Origin of the sequence: Streptomyces silaceus (genome assembly GCF_001419745.1) — a bacterium.
In the GTDB taxonomy this organism is placed as follows: Bacteria; Actinomycetota; Actinomycetes; order Streptomycetales; family Streptomycetaceae; genus Streptomyces; species Streptomyces silaceus.
Map to the genome: position 1 here is coordinate 18,177 of NZ_LIRJ01000067.1, position 21,972 is coordinate 40,148.

Annotated in this window: 19 protein-coding genes and 2 riboswitches; of the genes, 8 read left to right on the forward strand and 11 right to left on the reverse strand. The window is 70.7% G+C overall.

What is annotated here, in order from left to right; translation table 11 throughout:
* Positions 1-35 precede the first annotated feature (35 nt).
* Positions 36-710, reverse strand: coding sequence for a trimeric intracellular cation channel family protein (locus tag AOK22_RS07670; RefSeq protein WP_055697824.1), 675 nt, complete (start codon positions 708-710; stop codon positions 36-38).
* A gap of 174 nt (positions 711-884) precedes the next feature.
* On the opposite strand from AOK22_RS07670, the gene AOK22_RS07675 reads away from it, so the two are divergent.
* Positions 885-1,109, forward strand: a complete 225-nt coding sequence (locus AOK22_RS07675; RefSeq protein ID WP_055697825.1) for a hypothetical protein — start codon at positions 885-887, stop codon at positions 1,107-1,109.
* On the opposite strand, the gene AOK22_RS07680 is transcribed toward AOK22_RS07675, so the two are convergent.
* The 9 genes from AOK22_RS07680 to AOK22_RS07720 form a co-directional block, all read right to left on the reverse strand.
* Positions 1,060-2,472: a M1 family metallopeptidase gene (locus AOK22_RS07680; protein WP_055697826.1), complete on the reverse strand. Its 1,413-nt coding sequence runs from the start codon at positions 2,470-2,472 to the stop codon at positions 1,060-1,062. The genes AOK22_RS07675 and AOK22_RS07680 overlap by 50 nt on opposite strands.
* A gap of 123 nt (positions 2,473-2,595) precedes the next feature.
* The gene (locus tag AOK22_RS07685; protein ID WP_055697860.1) at positions 2,596-3,804 is read right to left on the reverse strand and encodes an ABC transporter ATP-binding protein; all 1,209 of its coding nucleotides are present in this window, start codon (positions 3,802-3,804) and stop codon (positions 2,596-2,598) included.
* A 23-nt stretch (positions 3,805-3,827) separates the two neighbouring features.
* Positions 3,828-4,925, reverse strand: a complete 1,098-nt coding sequence (locus AOK22_RS07690; RefSeq protein ID WP_055697827.1) for an ABC transporter ATP-binding protein — start codon at positions 4,923-4,925, stop codon at positions 3,828-3,830.
* A complete protein-coding gene (locus tag AOK22_RS07695; RefSeq protein WP_055697861.1) occupies positions 4,922-5,923 on the reverse strand; it encodes an ABC transporter permease in 1,002 nt (333 codons plus the stop codon). The genes AOK22_RS07690 and AOK22_RS07695 overlap by 4 nt, the downstream gene beginning before the upstream one ends.
* A 133-nt stretch (positions 5,924-6,056) precedes the next feature.
* A complete protein-coding gene (locus tag AOK22_RS07700; RefSeq protein WP_055697828.1) occupies positions 6,057-7,811 on the reverse strand; it encodes an ABC transporter substrate-binding protein in 1,755 nt (584 codons plus the stop codon).
* 100 nt (positions 7,812-7,911) lie between these two features.
* The gene (locus AOK22_RS07705; RefSeq protein WP_055697829.1) at positions 7,912-8,916 is read right to left on the reverse strand and encodes an ABC transporter permease; all 1,005 of its coding nucleotides are present in this window, start codon (positions 8,914-8,916) and stop codon (positions 7,912-7,914) included.
* 422 nt (positions 8,917-9,338) lie between these two features.
* Complete coding sequence (locus tag AOK22_RS07710; RefSeq protein ID WP_055697830.1) at positions 9,339-10,112, reverse strand: enhanced serine sensitivity protein SseB C-terminal domain-containing protein; 774 nt, start codon at positions 10,110-10,112, stop codon at positions 9,339-9,341.
* Between the two features lie 173 nt (positions 10,113-10,285).
* On the reverse strand, positions 10,286-11,065 hold the full coding sequence (locus tag AOK22_RS07715; protein ID WP_055697831.1) for an enhanced serine sensitivity protein SseB: 780 nt from the start codon (positions 11,063-11,065) through the stop codon (positions 10,286-10,288).
* Positions 11,066-11,183: 118 nt separating this feature from the next.
* On the reverse strand, positions 11,184-11,873 hold the full coding sequence (locus tag AOK22_RS07720; RefSeq protein ID WP_208606378.1) for an AAA family ATPase: 690 nt from the start codon (positions 11,871-11,873) through the stop codon (positions 11,184-11,186).
* Positions 11,874-12,022: 149 nt separating this feature from the next.
* Positions 12,023-12,131, forward strand: a riboswitch (glycine riboswitch).
* Positions 12,132-12,247: riboswitch (glycine riboswitch) on the forward strand.
* 35 nt (positions 12,248-12,282) lie between these two features.
* On the opposite strand from AOK22_RS07720, the gene gcvT reads away from it, so the two are divergent.
* The 4 genes from gcvT (at position 12,283) to AOK22_RS07740 (ending at position 16,745) form a co-directional block, all read left to right on the forward strand.
* A complete protein-coding gene (gcvT, locus tag AOK22_RS07725; RefSeq protein WP_055697832.1) occupies positions 12,283-13,407 on the forward strand; it encodes a glycine cleavage system aminomethyltransferase GcvT in 1,125 nt (374 codons plus the stop codon).
* 122 nt (positions 13,408-13,529) lie between these two features.
* On the forward strand, positions 13,530-13,907 hold the full coding sequence (gene gcvH, locus AOK22_RS07730) for a glycine cleavage system protein GcvH (protein ID WP_055697833.1): 378 nt from the start codon (positions 13,530-13,532) through the stop codon (positions 13,905-13,907).
* 23 nt (positions 13,908-13,930) lie between these two features.
* Complete coding sequence (glyA, locus tag AOK22_RS07735; protein WP_055697834.1) at positions 13,931-15,193, forward strand: serine hydroxymethyltransferase; 1,263 nt, start codon at positions 13,931-13,933, stop codon at positions 15,191-15,193.
* 181 nt (positions 15,194-15,374) lie between these two features.
* Complete coding sequence (locus AOK22_RS07740) at positions 15,375-16,745, forward strand: L-serine ammonia-lyase (RefSeq protein WP_055697835.1); 1,371 nt, start codon at positions 15,375-15,377, stop codon at positions 16,743-16,745.
* A 23-nt stretch (positions 16,746-16,768) separates the two neighbouring features.
* On the opposite strand, the gene AOK22_RS07745 is transcribed toward AOK22_RS07740, so the two are convergent.
* Positions 16,769-17,692, reverse strand: coding sequence for a macrolide 2'-phosphotransferase (locus AOK22_RS07745; protein ID WP_079036414.1), 924 nt, complete (start codon positions 17,690-17,692; stop codon positions 16,769-16,771).
* Positions 17,693-17,829: 137 nt separating this feature from the next.
* On the opposite strand from AOK22_RS07745, the gene vioD reads away from it, so the two are divergent.
* Genes vioD through vioC form a run of 3 tightly spaced genes read left to right on the forward strand, consistent with a single transcriptional unit; the run spans position 17,830 to position 21,948 of the window.
* Positions 17,830-19,017, forward strand: coding sequence for a capreomycidine synthase (gene vioD / locus AOK22_RS07750; RefSeq protein ID WP_244164711.1), 1,188 nt, complete (start codon positions 17,830-17,832; stop codon positions 19,015-19,017).
* Positions 19,014-20,861 (forward strand): non-ribosomal peptide synthetase, encoded by a 1,848-nt coding sequence (locus AOK22_RS07755; RefSeq protein WP_055697837.1) that lies wholly within the window; start codon positions 19,014-19,016, stop codon positions 20,859-20,861. Before vioD ends, AOK22_RS07755 begins: the two co-directional genes overlap by 4 nt.
* 58 nt (positions 20,862-20,919) lie before the next feature.
* On the forward strand, positions 20,920-21,948 hold the full coding sequence (gene vioC / locus AOK22_RS07760; RefSeq protein WP_079036415.1) for an arginine beta-hydroxylase, Fe(II)/alpha-ketoglutarate-dependent: 1,029 nt from the start codon (positions 20,920-20,922) through the stop codon (positions 21,946-21,948).
* Positions 21,949-21,972 lie beyond the last annotated feature (24 nt).

Consider the following 21,972-nt stretch of genomic DNA (forward strand, 5'->3'; position numbering starts at 1 on the left):
GTAGCTTTTTCTGTCGCCCCGGCCCTCCACGGCCTCTACGGCGTCTCCTCCACCTCGGCCTCCACCGCCGTCGACCGCCGGTTCCAGGCCCGCGGCGCGCGCCAGTGGTAGCGCATCGCGAGCAGCCGCAGTACGAAGGCCGTCACGATGGCGAGCCCGATGGTGAACCCCGTCAGCTGCTCGTAGTGGATGCACAGGGCGACCATCGTGGCGCCCACGATGGCGGGCACCGCGTACAGGTCGCGGTCCCAGCGGACCAGCGAGGGCACCTCGTTGGCGACGATGTCGCGCAGCACACCGCCGCCGACCGCCGTGGCGAGGCCGAGGGCCACCGACTGCGTGAGGCCGAGGCCGTAGTCGTACGCCTTGGTCGTGCCCGTGACGCAGAACAGGCCGAGGCCCGCCGCGTCGAAGACGTTCACCGCGAGCTGGGTGCGCTCCACCTCCGGGTGCAGGAAGAAGACCAGGAGGGCCGCGAACAGCGGGGTGACGAAGTAGCCGAGGTCCGTGAAGGCGGCCGGCGGGACCGCCCCGATGACCAGGTCGCGGAAGAGTCCCCCGCCCAGCGCGGTCACCTCGGCGAGGACGGCGATGCCGAAGACGTCGAAGTTCTTGCGCACGGCGAGCAGCGCGCCGGAGATCGCGAAGACGAAGATGCCCACGATGTCGAGCGCGTGCTGGACGGAGGGCGTGAACAGATCCTGGAGCACGGCGCCATTCTTACCCGCGCGCGCCCCGGGCCCGGCGCTGCTCCCACCCCGACTTGGGACTTTTCCGTATCGAGCCCCCGTATAGCAGGGCTCTGCCACGGGAAAGTCCCAAGAAGGACTTCAATGAGAAAGTCGAAGGAAGGGATGTCACCGGCTTCGGAAGGGGTGCACCACATGAGGTTCGTGCTGGAGGTCGACATGGGCGAGGACGCGTTCGCGGGGAAGGCGGCCGACGAGCTGGGCCGGATCCTGCGCTACTGGGGCGGGAACCTGCGGCACTACGCGCTGGAGCCGGGCGACGGCGAGGCCGTGTACGACTCCGGGTTCCGCGAGGTCGGCGGCTGGCGGATCACGGCCGGGGCCCAGGGCGCTGCGGAAGCGCCGGCTTCCCCTTCGTGAACAGCCAGGTGTCGAAGAGCGCGTCGAGCCGCTCGCCGGAGACCTTCTCGGCGAGCCGCACGAAGTCGGCGGTGCTCACGTTGCCGTAGCGGTTCTGCTTCACCCAGGCCCGCAGGAGCGTGAAGAAGTCCTTGTCGCCGATGCGTTCGCGCAGCACCTGGAGCGTCATCGCGCCGCGCTGGTAGACGGCGGAGGAGAACATCGTGTCCCGCTGCGGGTCACCGACGACGATCTGCCAGAACGGGGAGTCGGCGGGCCGCGCCTGGTACGCGGCGAGGAAGGAGTCGTGCGCCGAGGCACGCCCCTTCTGCTCGTTCCAGAGCCAGGGCGCGTACGTCGCGAAGCCCTCGTTGAGCCAGATGTCGCTCCAGTCGTCGACCGTGACGGAGTCGCCGAACCACTGGTGGGCCAGCTCGTGGACGATCGTGTTCTCGGAGCGCACGGCCGAGTAGATGGGCTTGGTCTGGGTCTCCAGGGAGTAGCCGGCCTGCGGGAAGTCGTCGACGATCGCGCCGGTCTCCTCGAAGGGGTAGGGCCCGAAGACCTTCGACCAGTGGTCGGTGACCTCGGCCGTCACGTCGTACACGTCGACGTCGCCCTGCGGCACCTTGGGGTCGATCGCGACGTAGAGGGGCGTGCCGGCCGGGGTCTTCCCGGTCCGCACGTCGAACTTCCCGATCGTTGCGGTCGCGAGGTACGTCGCCATCGGCTTGGACACCCGCCAGTGGGCGACGGTCTGCCCGCCCTTGTCGTACGTCCCCACGAGGCGGCCGTTGGAGACGGAGGTCAGCCCCTTGGGCGCCTTGACGCGGATGTCGAAGGCCGCCTTGTCGGAGGGGTGGTCGCTGGCGGGGAACCAGGTGGAGGCGGCGTTGGGCTCGCAGGCGACGAAGACGCCGTCCTCGGTCTTCATCCAGCCGTACTCGGAGCCGAAGACGATGGGGCCGCCGAGGGGTTCGGGCACGCCGCCGTAGTCGACGCTCACCTCGAAGGTCTTGTTCCTGCCCAGGGCGTGGCGCGGGGTGATGCGCAGTTCGTCGCCCTCGCGCGTGAAGGCGGCGCGTCTGCCGTTCACCTCGACGCGGGTGACCGTCAGCTTCTGCAGGTCCAGGTCGAAGGACGACAGGTCCTGGGTGGCGCGCGCGGTGACGGTGGCGCGGCCGTCGAGCCGGTCGGTGTCCGGGTCGTAGGCGAGGTCGAGGGCGTAGTGGCGCACGTCGAAGCCGCCGTTGCCGAGCTGCGGGAAGTAGGGGTCGCCGACGCCGTCGGAGCCGGGGGTCGGGGCGGGTGCGGCGGCGATCAGACAGAACGAGGCGGCCGCGAGGGTGAGTGCCGCCAGACGTGCCGAACGGGAGAGTGCCATGAGTCTTCCCTTCGAACGCGTTCCGATGGGGTGTGTCCGCAGGGACGGACACGCAGACTCTGCACTCTCCCGCTAGGGCATGTACATGACCCGGGGCGCGTACTTTGCCCGGGTCAACTTGCCTTATGCCTCAGTCGACTTCTGACCCTTTTCCTTCGAGACCGCGGGCTCGGCGTCCTCGGAGGCCGCGGGCTCGGCGGCCTGTGCCTCCGCCTCCGCCTCCTCCGCGGCGGCCGTCTCGTCCGCCTTGGTCGCCACCGACACCACCTCGATGGCCTCCTTGGCCACCGAGAGCAGCTTGGTGTCCTCGGGCGCCTGGTCCTCGGCGTTCTCCGGGTGGTGGCAGGCCACCTGGTGCCCCGTGGCGAGCGCGAGGAGCGGCGGCTCCTTCGTCTTGCAGATCTCCGTCGCCTTCCAGCACCGCGTGTGGAAGCGGCAGCCGGTGGGCGGGTCGATCGGCGAGGGCACGTCGCCGCGCAGCAGGATGCGCTCGCTCTTGGCGCCGCGCCGCTTGGGGTCGGGCACCGGCACCGCGGAGAGCAGCGCCTTGGTGTACGGGTGCATCGGCGTCGCGTAGAGGTCCTTGCGGTCCGCCAGCTCCACGATCTTGCCCAGGTACATCACCGCGATGCGGTCCGAGACGTGCCGGATGACCGACAGGTCGTGCGCGATGATCACGTACGTGAGACCGAGCTCTTCCTGGAGGTCGTCCAGGAGGTTGACCACCTGGGCCTGGATGGAGACGTCCAGGGCCGAGACCGGCTCGTCCGCCACGACCAGCTTGGGCCGCAGGGCGAGCGCTCGCGCGATGCCGATGCGCTGGCGCTGGCCGCCGGAGAACTCGTGCGGATAGCGGTTGTAGTGCTCGGGGTTGAGCCCGACGCGCTCCAGCATCTCCTGCACGGTCTTCTTGACGCCGCCCTCGGGCTTGACGCCCTGCAGCTTGAAGGGCGCGCCGACGATCGCGCCGATGGTGTGGCGCGGGTTCAGTGAGGAGTACGGGTCCTGGAAGATCATCTGCACGTCGCGGCGCAGCGGACGCATCCCGGCCGTGTTCAGGTGCGTGATGTCCGTGCCCTCGAACTCGACGCGGCCACCGGTGGGTTCGAGCAGCCGCGTGATCAGCCGGCCCATCGTCGACTTGCCGCAGCCGGACTCGCCGACCACGCCGAGCGTCTCGCCGGGGCGCACGTCGAAGCTCAGCCCGTCGACCGCCTGCACCGCCGCCACCTGGCGCTGGAGCAGCCCCTTCTTGATGGGGAAGTGCTTCACCAGGCCGTCGACCTTGAGCAGCGGCTCGGTGGAGCCCTTCGTCTGCGCCGGGATCGTCATCTCCTGGCCCTTCACGTCATCGTTCACAGCTTCGGCGCAATCTCTTCGGTCCAGATCCGGGTGCGCTCCTCCTGCGACATGTGGCAGGCGGAGAAGTGACCGGAGGCCACCTCACGCAGTTCGGGGCGCTCGCGACGGGTGATCTGATCCTTGGGGATGTCCGCGTAGGGGCAGCGCGGGTTGAAGGCGCAGCCGCTCGGCAGGTTGATCAGGCTGGGCGGGGAGCCCTTGACCGGGATGAGCCGGTCGGTCTCCTCGCGGTCGATGCGCGGCATCGAGCCCAGCAGGCCCCAGGTGTAGGGGTGCTGGGGCTCGTAGAAGACCTTCTCGGCGGTGCCGCGCTCGACGCACCGGCCGCCGTACATGACCAGGAGCTCGTCCGCCATCTCGGCGACCACGCCCAGGTCGTGCGTGATCATGATGACGGCGGAGCCGAACTCCTTCTGCAGGTCCCGGATGAGGTCGAGGATCTGCGCCTGGACGGTCACGTCGAGGGCGGTGGTCGGCTCGTCCGCGATGAGCAGCTCGGGGTTGTTGACCAGCGCCATCGCGATCATCGCGCGCTGGCGCATGCCGCCGGAGAACTCGTGCGGGTAGCTGTCGACGCGCTTGTCCGGCTGGGGGATCCCGACCCGGTCGAGCATCTCGATGGCGCGCTTGCGCGCGGTCTTCTTGTCGACGTCGTTGTGGACCCGGTAGGCCTCGATGATCTGCTTGCCGATGGAGTAGTACGGGTGCAGCGCGGAGAGCGGGTCCTGGAAGATCATCGCCATCTCGCGGCCGCGCAGCTTGCGGACCTCGTCCGGGTCGCCGCCGAGCAGCTCCTTGCCGTCGAGCCAGATCTCGCCGGAGATCTTCGCCCGCCGGGCACCGTACTGGCCTGCGGTGTGCAGGCCGAGGATGCCCAGCGAGGTGACGGACTTGCCGGAGCCGGACTCGCCCACGATGCCGAGGGTCTTGCCCTTCTCCAGCTGGAAGCTGAGGCCGTCGACGGACTTGACCAGGCCGTCGTCGGTCGGGAAGTGCACCTTGAGGTCGCGCACCTCGAGGAAGGCGGAGGGAGCGGAGGACCCGGCGACGGGCTCGCCCACCGCGGCCCCGCTCTTGGACAGTTCGGTCATCCCAGCCTCACTCGCGGGTCGATGACGGCGTACAGAAGGTCGACGACGAGGTTGGCGACGGCGATCGCGAGCGCCGCACACAGGGTGACGCCGAGAATGACGGGCAGGTCCTTGCTGCTGATGGCCTTGACCGCCTCGAGGCCGAGCCCCGGAAGGTTGAACGTGGACTCGGTGAGCACCGCGCCGCCCATCAGGACGCCGAGGTCGAGTCCGAAGACGGTGAGGATCGGCGTCATCGCGGAGCGCAGCGCGTGCTTGCGGATGACGACGCCCTCGCCGAGGCCCTTGGCGCGCGCGGTGCGGATGTAGTCCTCGCCGAGGACCTCCAGCATCGTGGCGCGGGTCAGCCGGGCGTACATGGCGGCGTTGAGGAACGCCAGGACGATCCACGGCAGGATCAGCGTCTCGAACCAGACGTTGATCGGATCCTCGGTACTGAGGCTGTCGGCGATCTTCACCCAGCCGAGGCTGTGCACGAAGATGCCCATCGCGATCATGCCGGTGAAGAAGACGGGCAGCGAGACACCGGCGAGCGCGGTGGTCATGGCGGCGCGGTCCCAGATGGTGCCCCGGCGCAGCGCGGAGATCACGCCGGTGATGACACCGCCGGCGAGCCACAGCACACAGGCGCCCGCGGCGAGCGCGGCGGTGACGGGCAGGGCGTCCTTGAGGGTCTCCCAGACCGGCGCCTCGGTACGGAACGAGTAGCCGAAGCAGGGGGCCGGGCAGTGGGTGACGTCGGTGCCGTTGACGTAGTCACGGCCCATCGGGATGCCCTTGATGAAGTCCCAGAACTGGACGAGCAGCGGGTCGTTCAGTCCCAGCTTGACGCGGATGCCCTCGAGCTGCTCGGCACCCGATGCCTTGCCGGCGAAGAGGACGGCGATGTCCTGTCCCGCCCACTTGGGCAGCATGAAGAAGATGGTGAAGGTCGCGAGCAGTACGACCAGCACCATGATGATGACGGCGATCAGGCGCCGGATGAGATAAGCAAGCACTGTGCGCGGCCCGGCGGTGACCGGGACCCCCTTGTGAGGGGTCCCGGCCATCGCCCGGGGCCATCACCTGCCCTTCGGACTGGCGGGATTCGGCGGCGGTGTGACGGTCAACTACGGGTCGGGCGTGGGTCGGTTACTTGACGACGCCGAGCGAGACGTAGTCGTACCGGCCGTTGTAGGCGTCGGACATGTAGGCGTTGGTCAGCCGCGATCCGCGCCAGGTGATGTTCTTCTCGTAGAGGAAGGGCATCCAGTCGGCCTGGTCGAGGATCCGCTTGTCGAGCTCCTTGTAGATCTCGCCGGCCTTCGTCGCGTCGGTCTCGGCGATCGCCTTGTCGAACAGGGCGTCGATCTTCTTGTCCTTGATCTGCGACTCGTTGTAGTTGCCGTTGTCGATCAGGTAGCGGCTGTCGAACAGCGGCTGCGCGTAGCCCTGGCCGGACGGGAAGTCCGGGCCCCAGCCGCTCATCTGCATGCTGTAGCCGCGCTTCTTCACGACGGACGGCGAACCGGTGATGCTGGCGGAGTCGGCGCCGTCGAGGGACTCGACGCTGACGTCGATGCCGACCTTCTCGAGCTGGGCCTGGAGCGCCTCGGCGGCGTCGACCTCACCCGGGTTGTTGTTGCGCGCGGTCAGCTTGGCCTTGAAGCCGCCCGGCTTGCCGCACTGCTTGAGCTCGTCCTTGGCCTTGGCCACGTCCGGCTTGCCCTTGCGCTTCAGGACGCCGTACGGGTCGTAGTCGCTGTGCCCCGGGATCGCCACCGGGAAGGTGGAGTTGGCGATGTCACCGGCCGCGACCGCGCCACCGCGGGTCTGCTGGAGGCTCGCGAAGTCGGTGCCGTAGAAGACGGCCTTGCGGCAGTGCACGTTGTTGAACGGCTCGGCCGTGTGGATCAGCGCGACGTAGCGCACGAAGGACGTGTGCATGTTGTCGACGTTGGCCTTGTGGTCCGAGACGGCGGTGACGCGACCGGACTGGGTCATGCCCGTGCCGTTGAGGTCGACGTCGTAGTCGCCCTCCATCAGCTTCTTGTCGTTCTCCTCCAGGTTGGCGGAGATCGTCACGTCGATCTTGTCGGGCAGCGCCGCGCGGATCGGGTCCGAGGACTTCTTCCAGGCGGTGTTGCGGACCAGCACGATCTTCTTGCCGGACTTGTACGACTCGAACTTGTACGGGCCAGCGGAGAAGGGCCGCGCGGTGTACTTCGCCTTGGTGTCCTTGGACTCCTTCACCGGGGAGCCGGACGGCATGGCGAGGAACTGCTCGAAGTCACCGTTGCGCTTGGGCAGCTTGAAGATGATGGTCTGGTCGTCGGGCGTCTCGATGGCGTCCAGGCCGCCCTTGTCCTTGTACGGACCCTTGTACTTCTTGTCGGGGTCAAGGGCCTGGCGGATGTAGCCCGGACCACCGGTGATGGTGTCCGTCGCCCAGGAGCGCTCGATGCCGTACTTGACGTCCTTGGAGGTCAGCTTGGAGCCGTCCTCCCAGGTGACGCCGTCACGCAGCTTGTACGTGTAGGTCTTGCCGTCGTCCGAGATCTTCGCCGTGGAGGTGGCGAGGTCGGGCACCAGCTTGGTGCCCTCCTTGCCCGGCTTCGGGTTGTAGGAGACCAGCTGGCGCGTGTAGAAGCGCATGAAGTCCCACGACATGCCGTAGTAGGCACGCTGGGGGTCCGCCGAGTCGAGGTCCTGCTTGCCGACCATCTTGAGCGTCCCCCCCTTCTTCGTGGACGGGTTCGCGACCTTGTTGAGCGCGGCGTTGTAGCCGGCACCCTTCGAGTCGCCGCCATCACCGTCACCGCCGCCGCACGCCGTGGTGGTCACCAGCGCCGCGACGACGAGGGCCGCACCAGCGGTGAGCCGTCGTTTCGAGGAAACTGTGGGCATTTTCTCGTAACCTCCGAGATTCGCGGTCCCTGGCCTTGAGCTGCCGGAGAACCATGGGTAGAGCCACCTGACATGCGGCAGGGGCAAGCCGGTTGGGGTTCTAGCGCGTCCCCTTCGGGTCGAGCGCGTCACGCAGCCCGTCGCCGAAGAGGTTGAAGGCCAGGACGGTGATGAAGATCGTCACGCCGGGGAAGACCATGAACATCGGGTCGTGCTCGTACGTCTCGAGCGCGTCGCGCAGCATGCCGCCCCAGGACGCCGTCGGCGGCTTCACGCCGGCGCCGAGGAAGCTCAGGGCCGCTTCCGTGAGGATGTTGGTCGGGATCATCAGCGTCGCGTAGACGGTGATCGGGGCGACCAGGTTGGGCAGCAGCTCGCGGAAGAGGATGTGGCGCCGGCCGCCGCCGAGGCTGCGGGCCGCCTCCACGTACTCGCGTTCGCGCAGCGAGAGCGTCTGGCCTCTGACGATGCGGCCGACGTAGGGCCAGCCGAAGAAGCCGATGACCATCACGAGGATCGCGACGCGCACGCTGCTGCCGGTCAGGCCCAGCAGGTCGTCGGGGAGCACCGAGACCAGCGAGATGATGAAGAGCAGCTGCGGGAAGGAGAGCAGCACGTCCATCACGCGGCTGATCAGCGCGTCGACCCAGCCGCCGAAGTAGCCGGCGATGATCCCGAAGAGGGTGCCGAGCGCGACGGCGACGATGGCCGCGAGGAAGGCGACGAGGAGCGAGATCCGCGCGCCGTAGACGATGCGGCTGAAGACGTCGCGGCCCTTGTTGGGCTCCACCCCGAAGAGGAAGTCGCTGCTCATGCCGCCGAGCGCGCCCTTGGGCAGGTTGGTCAGCTCGTCCAGCTCGTCCTGGTGGAAGTCGTTGGGCGGATGCCCCAACAGGCTCACGATCAGGGGTGCGAAGACCGCGACGAGGACCAGGAAGAGCACCGTGAAGCCGCCGAAGAGCGCGACCTTGTCCCGCTTGAGGCGGTTCCAGGCGATCTGCTTGAGGGACCGACCCTCGACCTTCTTCACCCCTGCATCAACTGCGGGAGCGACGTCCTCGGTCGGGTCCACATCCGCAGGTGTGTCATGCAATGGTGCCGTCATCGTGGCAGGGACCCCTCTCAACCGGTGGTGACCGGCCCGCACTTGCCGCTGTAGCGACGTGATCAGTCCGTCGTACACAGGGGCGAAGGCCCCTTGGAGCGGGAGTCTTCATCCACGTCGCGATCTGTTACCAGCCTTGACGGGGAAAGGATGCGCAACCGTGATGCTGATCGGGGTGTTCCGTTATCCGGACGCGTGTGAACGAGGGGCGAACACGGGGCAGTTGGGGCGCAAGGAGTCACCGGACCCCATAGGGCCCCACCCACATCACAACGGACATCACGTCCATCGGCGCTGCTCAGTACCGTGCGGAGCGACGCTGTCGATCACTTTTGGTCAGCGCCGCGCGAGTTGGCCGTAACCCGTCCGTCGGTCACGGCCAGTATGTGGTCAGTACGGCATGCGGTCGGCGCCGCGCGCGGTCAGTACTGCGCGGGGTAGCCGTAGCCGCCGGCCGGGGCGGGGGCCGCCTGGGCCTCGCGGTCGTAGAACGGCCGGGTGTTGGCGCGCAGCCACAGCGCGACCGGGTCGTAGTCGTCGGACATGGCGACGGTCGAGACGGGCAGCCCGTCCGGGACGGCGGCGATGGACTGCTGCATCATCGTGCGCACCGCGTCGACCGACGGCGGGGACGTGTCGTACACGTCGAGGCCGATGGCCAGGTAGGGCGCCCCGAGCGCGGGCTGCACCCAGGCCCTGCGCAGCGAGCGGACCGCGGGCGTGCGGTGCGCGTTCTGCGCCAGCATGGCGTAGAACTGCGGGATCTCGATGCTCGGTTCGGAGAGCCTGAGCGGCCCCGCGGGCAGCGCGTCGAGGCCCATGGCGATGCGCCGCAGGTCCAGCCAGGGGATGCCGACGCCGCCGCCCGGCGCGTGCGGGTTGAGCCAGAGGCCGTAGAGGTCGGGGTAGAGGGCGCGGGCGACGTCGACGCCGCGCACCACCTCGTGGCTGCGGTTCCAGCCGCTGGCGGAGAGCTCCTGGGCGGAGGTCACACAGGGGGCGTAGCCGAGGCCGTCGACCTCCATGTTCCCGTACTGCGCGTCGGGGGATCCGGCCCGGCCGTGCCAGAGCAGCATCCACACCTGGTCGGCGGCGAGCGCGCGCAGCAGTGCCTCGTACGCGTCGTAACGCCCCGGCGTCACCTGGCGCAGCATCTGCTCGATCCGCCCGGCCGCGGCCGTGCCCGACGCACTCACCCGTAACCGCCCCTTCGCTTCGAACCCCAGAACCCGAGAACCCGGCCGCCCGGCACGGCATGCGCCCGGCCGGGTCATGGAACCAGCTTAAGCGGCGATCCCCGCGCGGACTTGACGTACGCCGCCCCGGAACCCACGGGCCGTGTCCCCGGGGCCGTGCGGGCGCGCCGCGCTCAGGCCCCGCGCTGGTAGAACGGCCGCACCCGCGCGCGCAGCCAGTCGCCCACCGGGTCCTGCGCCACGTCGAGCAGCACGAGGTTCACCGGCCACGGGGAAGGGACCTGGCCGAGGGCGCGGCCGAGGGCCTCCATGGGCAGGTCGCGGGCGTTGCCCTCCCAGGTGGACAGCTCGACGCCGACGAAGAGGGTCGGGTCGTCGGTCTCGACGCTCGCCAGGCACCGGCGCGCGGTGAGCACGACGCCCGTCGCCTCGAACTCGCGCCCGGCGGCGGCCAGCAGGTCGACCGGGTCCTCCTGCCAGTCCGGCTCGAACAGACGTACGCGACCGCCGGTGGCGGGCCCGTCGAGTTCGGTGCGGCCCGCCCGGCAGAGCTCGGCGACGGCGGCCGGCGGCAGCGGGACGCCGACGGTGCCGTCCGGGTTCAGCGCGATGCCCAGCTGCGGGGGCAGGCCGCGGGCGAACTCGACGGCGGGCGCCACGGTGCACCCCATGCGGTCCGCCGCCTCGCCGAGCGCCTGGCGGAACTGCTGCTCGGAGCTGAAGACGGGGACGTAGGCCTGGCCCTCGATCTCCAGGGTGGGCAGGTCGAGGGTGCCGCTGTCGGGGCCGCCGCCGTTCGGCAGCGGGATCCACAGCTGGCTGCGGCCGAGGACCTCCACGATCCGGGCGCCCGCCGACTCGGGGCCGCCGAGGGAGGCCGCGAGGACCTCCTCTAGTTCGTTGCCCGGCCATCCGCCGTACGGATGGGCGTGTGCCTGCGCCGGAAAGTCCATCTGTCCAACCCCTGATCGCGACCGCTCTGCCTGCGGCTCGAACCCTAACGCCGGGCGGCGCGGGACCGGACACCGAAGGCCCGCCTCGGACCGGGCGCGCGGGCCCGCCGGAGGCCCGCTACTGGTCGAACGCGATGCCCCGCAGCACGCGCGCCGCCGCGCGGTCCAGGAGCAGCACCGAGCCGCAGCCGCGCGGCAGGTCGCCGCGCTCGGTGGCGGCGACCAGCCGGCCGACCGTTCTGCGGTGGCGGGCGAAGGCGTACCGCGAGACGCCCCGGCCGCGCTCGCGCTGGCCCCGCAGCGCCGTGTCCGGCGGGACGTCGAGCAGGAGCAGATGCAGCGTCGTGCCGCGCCGCGCGGCCTCGCGGGCGAGCCAGCGCCGCACCCACGCCTGGGTGCCGCAGTCGTGCACGACGACGCTCTGGCCCGAGCGCAGGACCCGGCGCAGGCCCGCGTAGTGCGCGAGGCGGACCAGGGGGCGGTAGACCGCGTACGGGAGCAGGCGGGGCATGCGGTGGGTCCAGCGGTCGCGGGTGTCCTGGGAGTCGACGCGCGGGCCCGTGACGGCCTGGCGCATCAGCGTGGACTTTCCGCCGCCCGGCAGCCCGGAGACGACGACGAGGTCGCCCCGGGTGAAGGAGAGGCGGTGGGGGCTGTGGCCGCCCCGGTGCCGCAGGTCGCGGACGACGGCCGTGGGAAGCGCGCCACAGCTCTCCTCTGCGGGGGCCGCGGCCTGTCCGGGCAGCGCCACCCCCGTGGTCGTGGCATGGACACTGATCCTGCTGTGCACCGTGATCGGCCTCCCCATAGCGGTCACGTACTGCCTCCCCAGCAAGTGTAAAGAGAAGGTAATGCGGCACAAGAGCATTCCGGTGCCGCCGGATCCGTGACCGGGCACGGGTCCCCCTGGACAGAGTCGCGTGCAATGATGTGCGCGCCAACTCCATACCGGCCGTTTGAATCCGCGCGGGAGAGTCCCCGAGCCGGCACGTGTGCCGTGCGCCAGGGGCGCCGAAGGAGCAAGTTCCTCCCTTGAATCTCTCAGGCCCCGTACCGCGCGGGCGAGGCACATCTGAAAAGCGGGCCGCCGTCGGCGGTCCCACCCAAGGTGCAAGCCGGACGCCCCGACGCTTCGGGTCGCCGCCGGCGAACCTCTCAGGTTCCGATGACAGATGGGGAGGATCGACCTCGCCCGTCATGCCCTGGGAGTTCCCTTCATGAGCACTGCCCCCCGACTGACCGCCCTCGATGCCGTGCATCGCGCGCTCGGCGCGACGATGACCGACTTCGCGGGCTGGGACATGCCGCTGCGCTACGCCAGCGAGCGCGACGAGCACAACGCCGTGCGTACCAAGGCCGGTCTCTTCGACCTGTCGCACATGGGCGAGATCGCCGTCACCGGCCCGGCTGCCGCGGACTTCCTGAACTACGCGCTGGTCGGCAACATCGGCTCCGTCGGCCTCGGCCGCGCCCGCTACACCATGATCGTCGCCGCGGACGGCGGCATCCTGGACGACCTGATCGTCTACCGCCTGGGCGAGACCGACTACATGGTCGTCGCCAACGCCTCCAACGCGCAGACCGTCCTGGACGAGCTGAGCGCCCGCGTCGAGGGCTTCGACGCCGAGGTCCGCGACGACCGCGACGCGTACGCGCTGCTCGCCGTCCAGGGCCCCGAGTCCCCCGGCATCCTGAAGTCGCTGACCGACGCCGACCTGGACGGCCTGAAGTACTACGCGGGCCTGCCCGGCACCGTCGCGGGCGTGCCCGCGCTCATCGCCCGGACGGGCTACACCGGCGAGGACGGCTTCGAGCTGTTCGTCTCCCCCGGTGACGCGGAGAAGCTGTGGAACGCGCTCCTGGAGGCCGGCGCGCCGGTCGGCCTGGTGCCCGCCGGGCTCTCCTGCCGCGACACGCTGCGCCTGGAGGCGGGCATGCCGCTCTACGGGCACGAGCTGACCGCCGCGCTGACGCCGTTCGACGCGGGCCTCGGCCGGGTCGTGAAGTTCGAGAAGACGTCGCAGTCGGAGACGTTCGTGGGGCGCGAGGCCCTCGCGGCCGCCGCCGCGCGCGCCGAGACCGCTCCCCCGCGCAAGCTGGTCGGCCTGATCGCCGAGGGCCGCCGCGTCCCGCGCGCGGGCTTCTCGGTGGTCGCGGACGGCAGGGTGATCGGCGAGGTCACCTCCGGCGCCCCGTCGCCGACCCTCGGCAAGCCGATCGCGATCGCGTACGTCGACGCGGCGCACGCGGCCCCCGGCACCGAGGGCGTCGGCGTGGACATCCGCGGCACCCACGAGCCGTACGAGGTCGTGGCGCTGCCGTTCTACAAGCGCCAGAAGTGACGGCCCGAGCCCGTCGGGCGTGAAGGTCACGCGCCGGAGCCCGCACCGGGCGTCCCGGAAGTGACCCCACGCACATCTTTCTCGTTCCGCAGCACCCACCCGCGTACAGGAGAATTCAGGTCATGAGCAACCCCCAGCAGCTGCGTTACAGCAAGGAGCACGAGTGGCTGTCGGCCACTGAGGACGGCGTGGCGACGGTCGGCATCACCGAGCACGCGGCCAACGCGCTCGGCGACGTCGTCTTCGCCCAGCTCCCGGAGGTCGGTGACACGGTCACCGCGGGCGAGTCCTGCGGCGAGCTGGAGTCGACCAAGTCGGTCAGCGACCTCTACGCCCCGGTCACCGGCGAGGTCGTCGCCGCCAACCAGGACGTCGTCGACGACCCCTCGCTGGTCAACTCCGCCCCGTTCGAGGGCGGTTGGCTGTTCAAGGTGCGCATCACGGACGAGCCGGACACCCTGCTCTCCGCCGATGAGTACACCGCCTTCACCGCCGGCTGACCCATACCGATAGGGATCGTGTGATGTCGCTTCTCAACACCCCTCTCCACGAACTGGACCCGGACGTCGCCGCCGCCGTCGACGCCGAGCTCCACCGCCAGCAGTCCACCCTGGAAATGATCGCCTCGGAGAACTTCGCTCCGGTCGCCGTCATGGAGGCCCAGGGAACGGTCCTCACCAACAAGTACGCCGAGGGCTACCCCGGCCGCCGCTACTACGGCGGCTGCGAGCACGTCGACGTCGCCGAGCAGATCGCGATCGACCGGATCAAGGAGCTGTTCGGCGCCGAGTACGCCAACGTCCAGCCCCACTCCGGCGCCTCCGCCAACCAGGCCGCCCTCTTCGCGATCGCCCAGCCCGGCGACACGATCCTCGGCCTGGACCTGGCGCACGGCGGCCACCTCACCCACGGCATGCGCCTGAACTTCTCCGGCAAGCAGTTCAACGTGGTCCCGTACCACGTGGACGAGGCCGGCCTGGTCGACATGGCCGAGGTCGAGCGCCTGGCCAAGGAGAACAGCCCCAAGGTGATCATCGCGGGCTGGTCCGCCTACCCGCGTCAGCTGGACTTCGCCGAGTTCCGCCGCATCGCCGACGAGGTCGGCGCGTACCTGTGGGTCGACATGGCGCACTTCGCGGGCCTGGTCGCCGCCGGTCTGCACCCGAACCCGGTGCCGTTCGCGGACGTGGTCACCTCCACCACGCACAAGACGCTCGGCGGCCCGCGCGGCGGCGTCATCCTGGCCCGCAACAAGGACTTCGCGAAGAAGCTGAACTCCGCGGTCTTCCCCGGCTTCCAGGGCGGCCCGCTGGAGCACGTGATCGCGGCCAAGGCCGTCTCCTTCAAGGTCGCGGCCTCCGAGGAGTTCAAGGAGCGCCAGCAGCGCACCCTGGACGGCGCCCGCATCCTGGCCGAGCGCCTGGTGCAGGAGGACGCGAAAGCCGTCGGCGTCGACGTCCTGTCCGGCGGCACGGACGTGCACCTGGTCCTGGTGGACCTGCGCAACTCCGAGCTCGACGGCCAGCAGGCCGAGGACCGCCTCCACGAGGTCGGCATCACGGTCAACCGCAACGCCGTCCCGAACGACCCGCGCCCCCCGATGGTCACCTCGGGCCTGCGGATCGGCACCCCGGCGCTCGCCACGCGCGGCTTCCAGGCGGAGGACTTCCGTGAGGTCGCCGACATCATCGCCGAGGCCCTCAAGCCGGGCTTCGACGCCCAGGCCCTCAAGGCCCGCGTGACCGCTCTGGCCGACAAGCACCCGCTGTACCCCGGCCTGAAGTAGTTTCGTACGCTTTTGTTCGTACGTACGAAACGTCGGGGCACCCCGCACACTGGAGAGTGAGCGAGGTGCCCCGCACCACGTGCCCGTCCGTACCGCATGTGTTCGTAGTTCCTGCACCGCCTTGTTCTTCTGCACCACCCCGGCAGACAACGGCGTCTACCAACCACCCTTGGAGTGTCCCGTGGCCATCTCGGTCTTCGACCTGTTCTCGATCGGCATCGGCCCGTCCAGCTCCCACACGGTCGGCCCGATGCGCGCAGCCCGTATGTTCGCGAGCCGCCTGAAGAACGAGGGCCTGATGGCCCACACCACGGCGATACGGGCGGAGCTGTACGGCTCGCTCGGCGCGACCGGCCACGGCCACGGCACCCCCAAGGCCGTCCTGCTCGGCCTGGAGGGCGAGTCGCCGCGCACGGTGGACGTGGAGAGCGCCGACGACCGCGTCGAGCAGATCAGGCGGACCGGCCGGATCAACCTCCTCGGCATGCACGAGATCGCCTTCGACTTCGACGAGGACCTGGTCCTGCACCGCCGCAAGGCCCTGCCGTACCACGCCAACGGCATGACGATCTTCGCGTACGACCACGAGGGCGCCCTCGTCCTGGAGAAGACGTACTACTCGGTGGGCGGCGGCTTCGTCGTCGACGAGGACGCGGTCGCGGGCGAGAACCCGATCGTCCCCGACGACACGGTCCTCAAGCACCCCTTCCGCACCGGCGACGAGCTGCTCCGCCTCGCCGACGAGACCGGGCTCTCGATCTCGGCGCTGATGCTGGAGAACGAGAAGGCCTGGCGCACGGAGGACGAGATCCGCGCGGGCCTCCTCGACATCTGGGGCGTCATGCAGTCCTGCGTGTCGCGCGGCATGTCCCGCGAGGGCATCCTGCCGGGCGGCCTGAAGGTCCGCCGCCGCGCGGCCAACTCGGCCCGCCAGCTGCGCGCCGAGGGCGACCCGCAGTCCCGCGCCATGGAGTGGATCACCCTCTACGCGATGGCGGTGAACGAGGAGAACGCCGCGGGCGGCCGCGTGGTCACCGCCCCGACCAACGGCGCCGCGGGCATCATCCCGGCCGTCCTGCACTACTACATGAACTTCGTGCCCGGCGCCGACGAGGACGGCGTGGTCCGCTTCCTCCTCGCGGCCGGCGCGATCGGCATGCTCTTCAAGGAGAACGCCTCGATCTCCGGCGCCGAGGTCGGCTGCCAGGGCGAGGTCGGCTCCGCCTGCTCGATGGCGGCGGGCGCCCTGGCCGAGGTCATGGGCGGCTCCCCCTCCCAGGTGGAGAACGCCGCCGAGATCGGCATGGAGCACAACCTCGGCCTGACCTGCGACCCGGTCGGCGGCCTCGTCCAGATCCCCTGCATCGAGCGCAACGGCATGGCGGCGGTCAAGGCCGTCACCGCCGCGAAGATGGCGATGCGCGGCGACGGCTCCCACAAGGTGTCCCTGGACAAGGTCATCAAGACGATGAAGGACACGGGCGCGGACATGTCCGTCAAGTACAAGGAGACCGCCCGGGGCGGGCTCGCGGTGAACATCATCGAGTGCTGAGGAACAGTCCCTGACCAGCGCGCTCAGCCGGTGCTCCGCAGACGGCCGACAGCCGTCCGCGTCAGGTGCGGGCGACCGGTGCGCAGGCCCAGCAGGGACACGTGCACCCAGAGGAAACCGGCACGAGCCACGATGTGCTCGCGCATCCGGGGGCGCACCCGGCCGCCGTGCCGTCGGTAGGCGTCCAGGAGCGCGTCCAGGACGGCCGGTCCCCCGGCGTAGTACTGATCGACGAAGTCGAGGGCGGGGTCGTCGACCCGGGCATTGGTCCAGTCGAGCAGCCCGGTGAGGCGTCCGCCGCCGTCCGCTGACCGGGCCACCAGGGTGTGCCCGGGGTGCACGTCCCCGTGCACGAGCACCGGGTCGGCGTGCCACGCGTCGTCGTCCGCCAGCCACCGCCGCCAGTCCCGGCAGCGTGCCGCCGGAAGGCCGAACGCGGCGCGCGCGTCGTCCAGTTGGCGGGCCGCGTGCTCCCGCGAGCGGGCCGCCGGGACGTGTCGCACGCCTGCCGCCGTCGCCACCTGCGGGGGCACCGCGTGCAAGGCGGCCAGCACGCGGGCGAGGGCGTCGGGGTAATCGGCCCCGCCCGCGCACGGGTCGATCGCCCACGTGTAGCGCAGCGTCCGCTCGTCCTCGGTCCCGGCAGGGGAACCCGGCAGCCTCGGGTAGGCGATGAACTCCGGCTCGTGGACGTGCCAGTGCGGCAGCCGGGTGGGCAGCCGCGCGCGCAGCAGGCGCAGCAGCCGGGCTTCGACCGCCGCGGGACCGACCACCTCGGCGCGACGCGGACTGCGCAGGATCCACCGCCGGCCCCGGGTGTCCGTGCCGTGCACGACCCGGAAGTCCCAGCCCGTCTCGTCCACGGCCGCCGTATCGCCGCGTATCACGATGCCGTGCGCGGCGGCGCGGTCCAGCATCCGCGGAACGCTCAGTGGTATCCCGTCCATGGCTGCGAAAGTGCCCGCACGGAAACGTGTCCGAACCAAGTTTCCATCCGGTGAAATGTCGACTCCCTTTCACCCGGGCATGCTTGCGGACCGCCACACCGCTGGGGTTCGCTTCAGTAGCGCAACCACTGCCCGCTTTGCCGCCACCCATCATGGAGCTGAATTTGTCGCGCGTAATCAACGACGGCGCAGTGATCAGTTCGCCGGGCCCACCCATACTGGAGGAGTGGTACCGGCGGAACCTCGACAAAGCCAAATTCGACATCAGTTCCAGCGGCGTCCAGCCCTATTCATTTTCCGAATTACGCCGCATAGCCGGCATCGAGCTGGCGGAGCTGGACGGCGTCGTCATGGACGACAGCACCTCGCAGGGCTCCCCTGAGCTGCGGCAGGCGATCGCCGACCGGTACGCGGCCGGGCGCGCCGACCACGTCATGGTGACCCACGGGTCGAGCGAGGCCATCGCGCTCACTCTGGGCAGCCTGCTGGCCCCCGGCGACCGCGTGGTACTGCCCGACTCCATCTACCATTCGCTGGGTCATTTCGCCCGGGAAAAGGGATGCGAGATACGGACGCTGCCCCTGGCCCGGCTGTCCGAAGGCGCCTTCCCCGACGACGTGCTGCGCTCGGTCATCACCCCTGGCACCAAAGCCGTCGTGGTGAATTTTCCGCACAACCCCACGGGCTGCACGCTTTCCCCCGCCGGGTACGCGCAATTCGTGGACCGGGTGGCCGAGACCGGCGCGTTACTGGTGTGGGACGCGGCCTTCGCGGAAATCACGCACGGCACGGAAGTGCTGCCCGATCCCGCGCTGAGCCATCCGCACTCCCTCTCCTACGGCACGTTCTCCAAGGCGTTCGGACTGCCCGGACTCCGCTTCGGCTGGTGCATCGCCGACCCTGCTCTGATCGCGCGCACGTTCCCGCTGCGCGACCGCACGACCCTGTTCCTGTCGCCCCTCGTCGAGCGCATCGCCCTGCACGCGATGCGGGCCGCGCCCCGGCTGATCGGGCCCCGGGCCCAGCAGGCGGCCCGCAACCTGGCGCTCCTCGACGCGTGGGCCGCCCGGCACGCCGACGCGGTGACCTGGCAGCGCCCCCAGGGCGGCGTGTGCGGACTGCTGGGCCTGCCCGGCGTCGACGACACCGAGCGCTTCTGCCTCGACCTGCTGGACCAGTACGGGACGCTGCTGGTGCCCGGCACCGCCTTCGACCGCCCCGACGGCGTGCGGCTGGGCTTCGGCGGTGCCGAGGACGAGTTCCGCCAGGGCCTGGACAGGCTCTCCCAGTTCCTGGGCACCCGGGGCCGACGGAGCGGACGATGAACCGCGCGTCCGCGGGCCTCCCGCCCGCCGCGGACTTCCTGGACCGCTGGGACCACCACGTCCGGCTGCGCCCCGGCGCCCCCGCCCTGCTGGAGGGCGAGGACGCCTGGACGTACCGCACCGCCGACGCCCGCGCCGAGGCCCTCGCCGCGCGCCTCGCGGCAGCCGGGGCGGGCCCCGGAGCCGTCGTGGGCCTGGCCCTCGACCGGCCCCGCGACGCCGTTCTGGGCATGCTGGCCGCGCTCAAGGCCGGCGCGGCGTTCACCGTCCTGGAGGACGGGCTGCCGCCCGGGCTGCGCGAGGATCTCGTCCGTCGCGCCGGCGCGACGGTCTGGCTGCACCGGGCCGGTGGTGCCGGGGCACCGCTGCCCGACGGCACCCCCCGGCTGGAGGTGGCAGGCCCCGACCCGGCGCCGCCCGCCGCCCGGCCCCGCGCAGGCGTGCGCGACGCCGGCCGGCTCGCGTACATCCTGTTCACCTCCGGCTCCACCGGCCGCCCCAAGGGCACCCTCATCGAGCGCGGCGCCTTGGCGGGCTTCGCCGACGCCCTCCGCGAGCGCCTGGCCCTCACCCCGTCCGACCGCTGGTTCCAGGTCGCCTCCCTCGGCTTCGACGTGGTGATCGAGGAGGTCTTCCCGGTGCTCGCCGCGGGCGGGTCCGTCGTGTGCCGCCCGCACACCCGGCCCCTGGAACCGGAGGACCTGCACCGGGCCCTGCACGACAGCGCGGCCACCGTGGTGGAGCTGTCCACCCAGTACTGGCGCGAGTACGCCCGCTGGCTGGACGCGACCAGCCGCACGACGCCCCCCGCGCTGCGCGCGGTGCTCGTCGGCGGCGAGCGCATGGACCCCGCCGCCTACCGCGCCTGGCAACAGCGCCGGCCGGCCGCGCTCGTCCACGTGTACGGACTGACCGAGTGCACCGTGACCTCCACGCTCTACACCGGCCGGCTGCCCGAGGACGCCGACGAGGTGCCCATCGGAACCCCCCTGGCCAACGCCACGGTCACCGTGCGCCGCGACGGTCGGGTGCTGCCCTGGGGCGAGACCGGTGAGATCCATGTCGCCGGCCCGTCGCTGGCGCGGGGCTACCTGGACGACGACGAGCAGACCGCCCGGCGCTTCCGCGCCGACCCGCACGACCGCGCGCCCGGCGCCCGTACGTACGCGACCGGGGACCTCGGGCGCTTCCTGCCCGACGGCAACCTCGTGTTCCTGGGCCGCGACGACGCCCAGCTCAAGGTGCGCGGGCACCGGCTGGAGGCCCCGGCCGTGGAACGCGCCCTGGCCGACGGCGCGGACGTCGACCAGGCGGTGGTCCTGCTCGACCCCGTGGACGGCAGCTCCCTGACGGCCTGCCTGGTCCCGGCCGACCCCGCGCGGCGCCCCGCGCCCGGCACCGTCCGCCCGCTGACCGGAGAGCAGCGGCGGCGCGCCGTGCGCCCGGTCGCCGCGGCCCTGCCGGAGTGGGCCGTCCCCACCCGGACGTACTGGGTCGCCGCGCTTCCCAAGAACCCGCACGGGAAGATCGACACGGCGGCGCTCGCCGCGCTCTGCGCCACCGCCGGCGAGCGGGCGGCGCCCGCGGCCGTGTCCGCCCCGTCCGCGCAGGACACCAACGGCGCACTGACCACCGTGCTGGACCGGTTCCGCACCGTGCTCCAGGCACCCGCGCTGGGCCCCGACGACGACTTCTTCGCCCACGGCGGACAGTCGATCCTGGCCATGCGCCTGGTCAGCGAACTACGCACGGATCTGCCCGCGGCCGCCGCACTGCGCGTCAGCGCGCTCTTCGACCGCCCCACTCCCCGACAGCTCGCCGAGCACCTCTCCGGCCACCGCTGACGCACCGACGCCGTCCCGGCGGACACGCCCGGGACCCCCCGCGAAAGGACCCAGAGCCGTGCACACCGCAACCCGCAACGTCCTGAAGCTGACGGCGAGGGAAGCAGAGATCTCCGCTGAGCTGGCGATCGAGCTGTCCCATCAGTACACCTCGCCGGAGGATCCGCAGCTGATGTTCGACCTGCCCTTCCTGGCCGCCCGGTTGCCCGAGCGGACCCGCAGGTTCCTGCGCAGCTTCGTGCTGGAGGAGGCCGGGGGCTATTGCGTGCTCAGCGGTCACCGCATCGACATCGAGCGGATCGGCACCACTCCTCGGCACTGGCGCGACCGGGAGCGCCCCGGGCCGGAGTTCCCCGAAGAGATCCTGCTCCTGTTGTACGGGGCCGTCGTCGGCGAGCCGTTCGGCTGGACCACCCAGCAGGACGGGCGGCTCGTCCACGACGTCTTCCCGATCAAGGGCCACGACCACGAGCAACTCGGCACGGGCAGCTCCGAGTTGCTCACCTGGCACATCGAGGACGCCTTTCATCCGTACCGTGGCGACTACCTGCTGCTGTCCGCCCTGCGCAACCCGGACGACGTCGCGACGACCGTCGGCGAGCTGGACCTGTCCGCCCTCCCGCCCGAGCACGTCGACACGCTCTTCGACAAGCGCTTCTACATCGCTCCCGACGAGTCCCACCTCCCCAAGAACAACTCGACGTCCGACGACGCCGAGGCCGCCGAGCGGTTCGCCAGCATCGAGCGGCTGATCAGCAACCGGGAGCGCGTCGCCGTGCTGTACGGCTCGCGCCGCGCCCCCTACCTCCGGCTCGACCCGTACTTCATGGAGGTCCCGGACGACGACCCGCACGCCCGGGACGCGCTCCAGGCCGTCACGGAGGTGGTGGACCGGGCGCTCGGCAACGTCGTCCTGGGCCAAGGAGACGTGCTGTGCGTCAACAACCACCTGGCCGTGCACGGTCGCGTGCCCTTCCAGGCGCGCTACGACGGCAGCGACCGCTGGCTCAAGCGCATCAACGTCACCAGCGACCTGCGCAAGTCCCGCGAGATGCGGGCCTCGGCCGACTCCCGGCTGATCGGCTAGGGCCACCGTGGGCACACCTCCGCA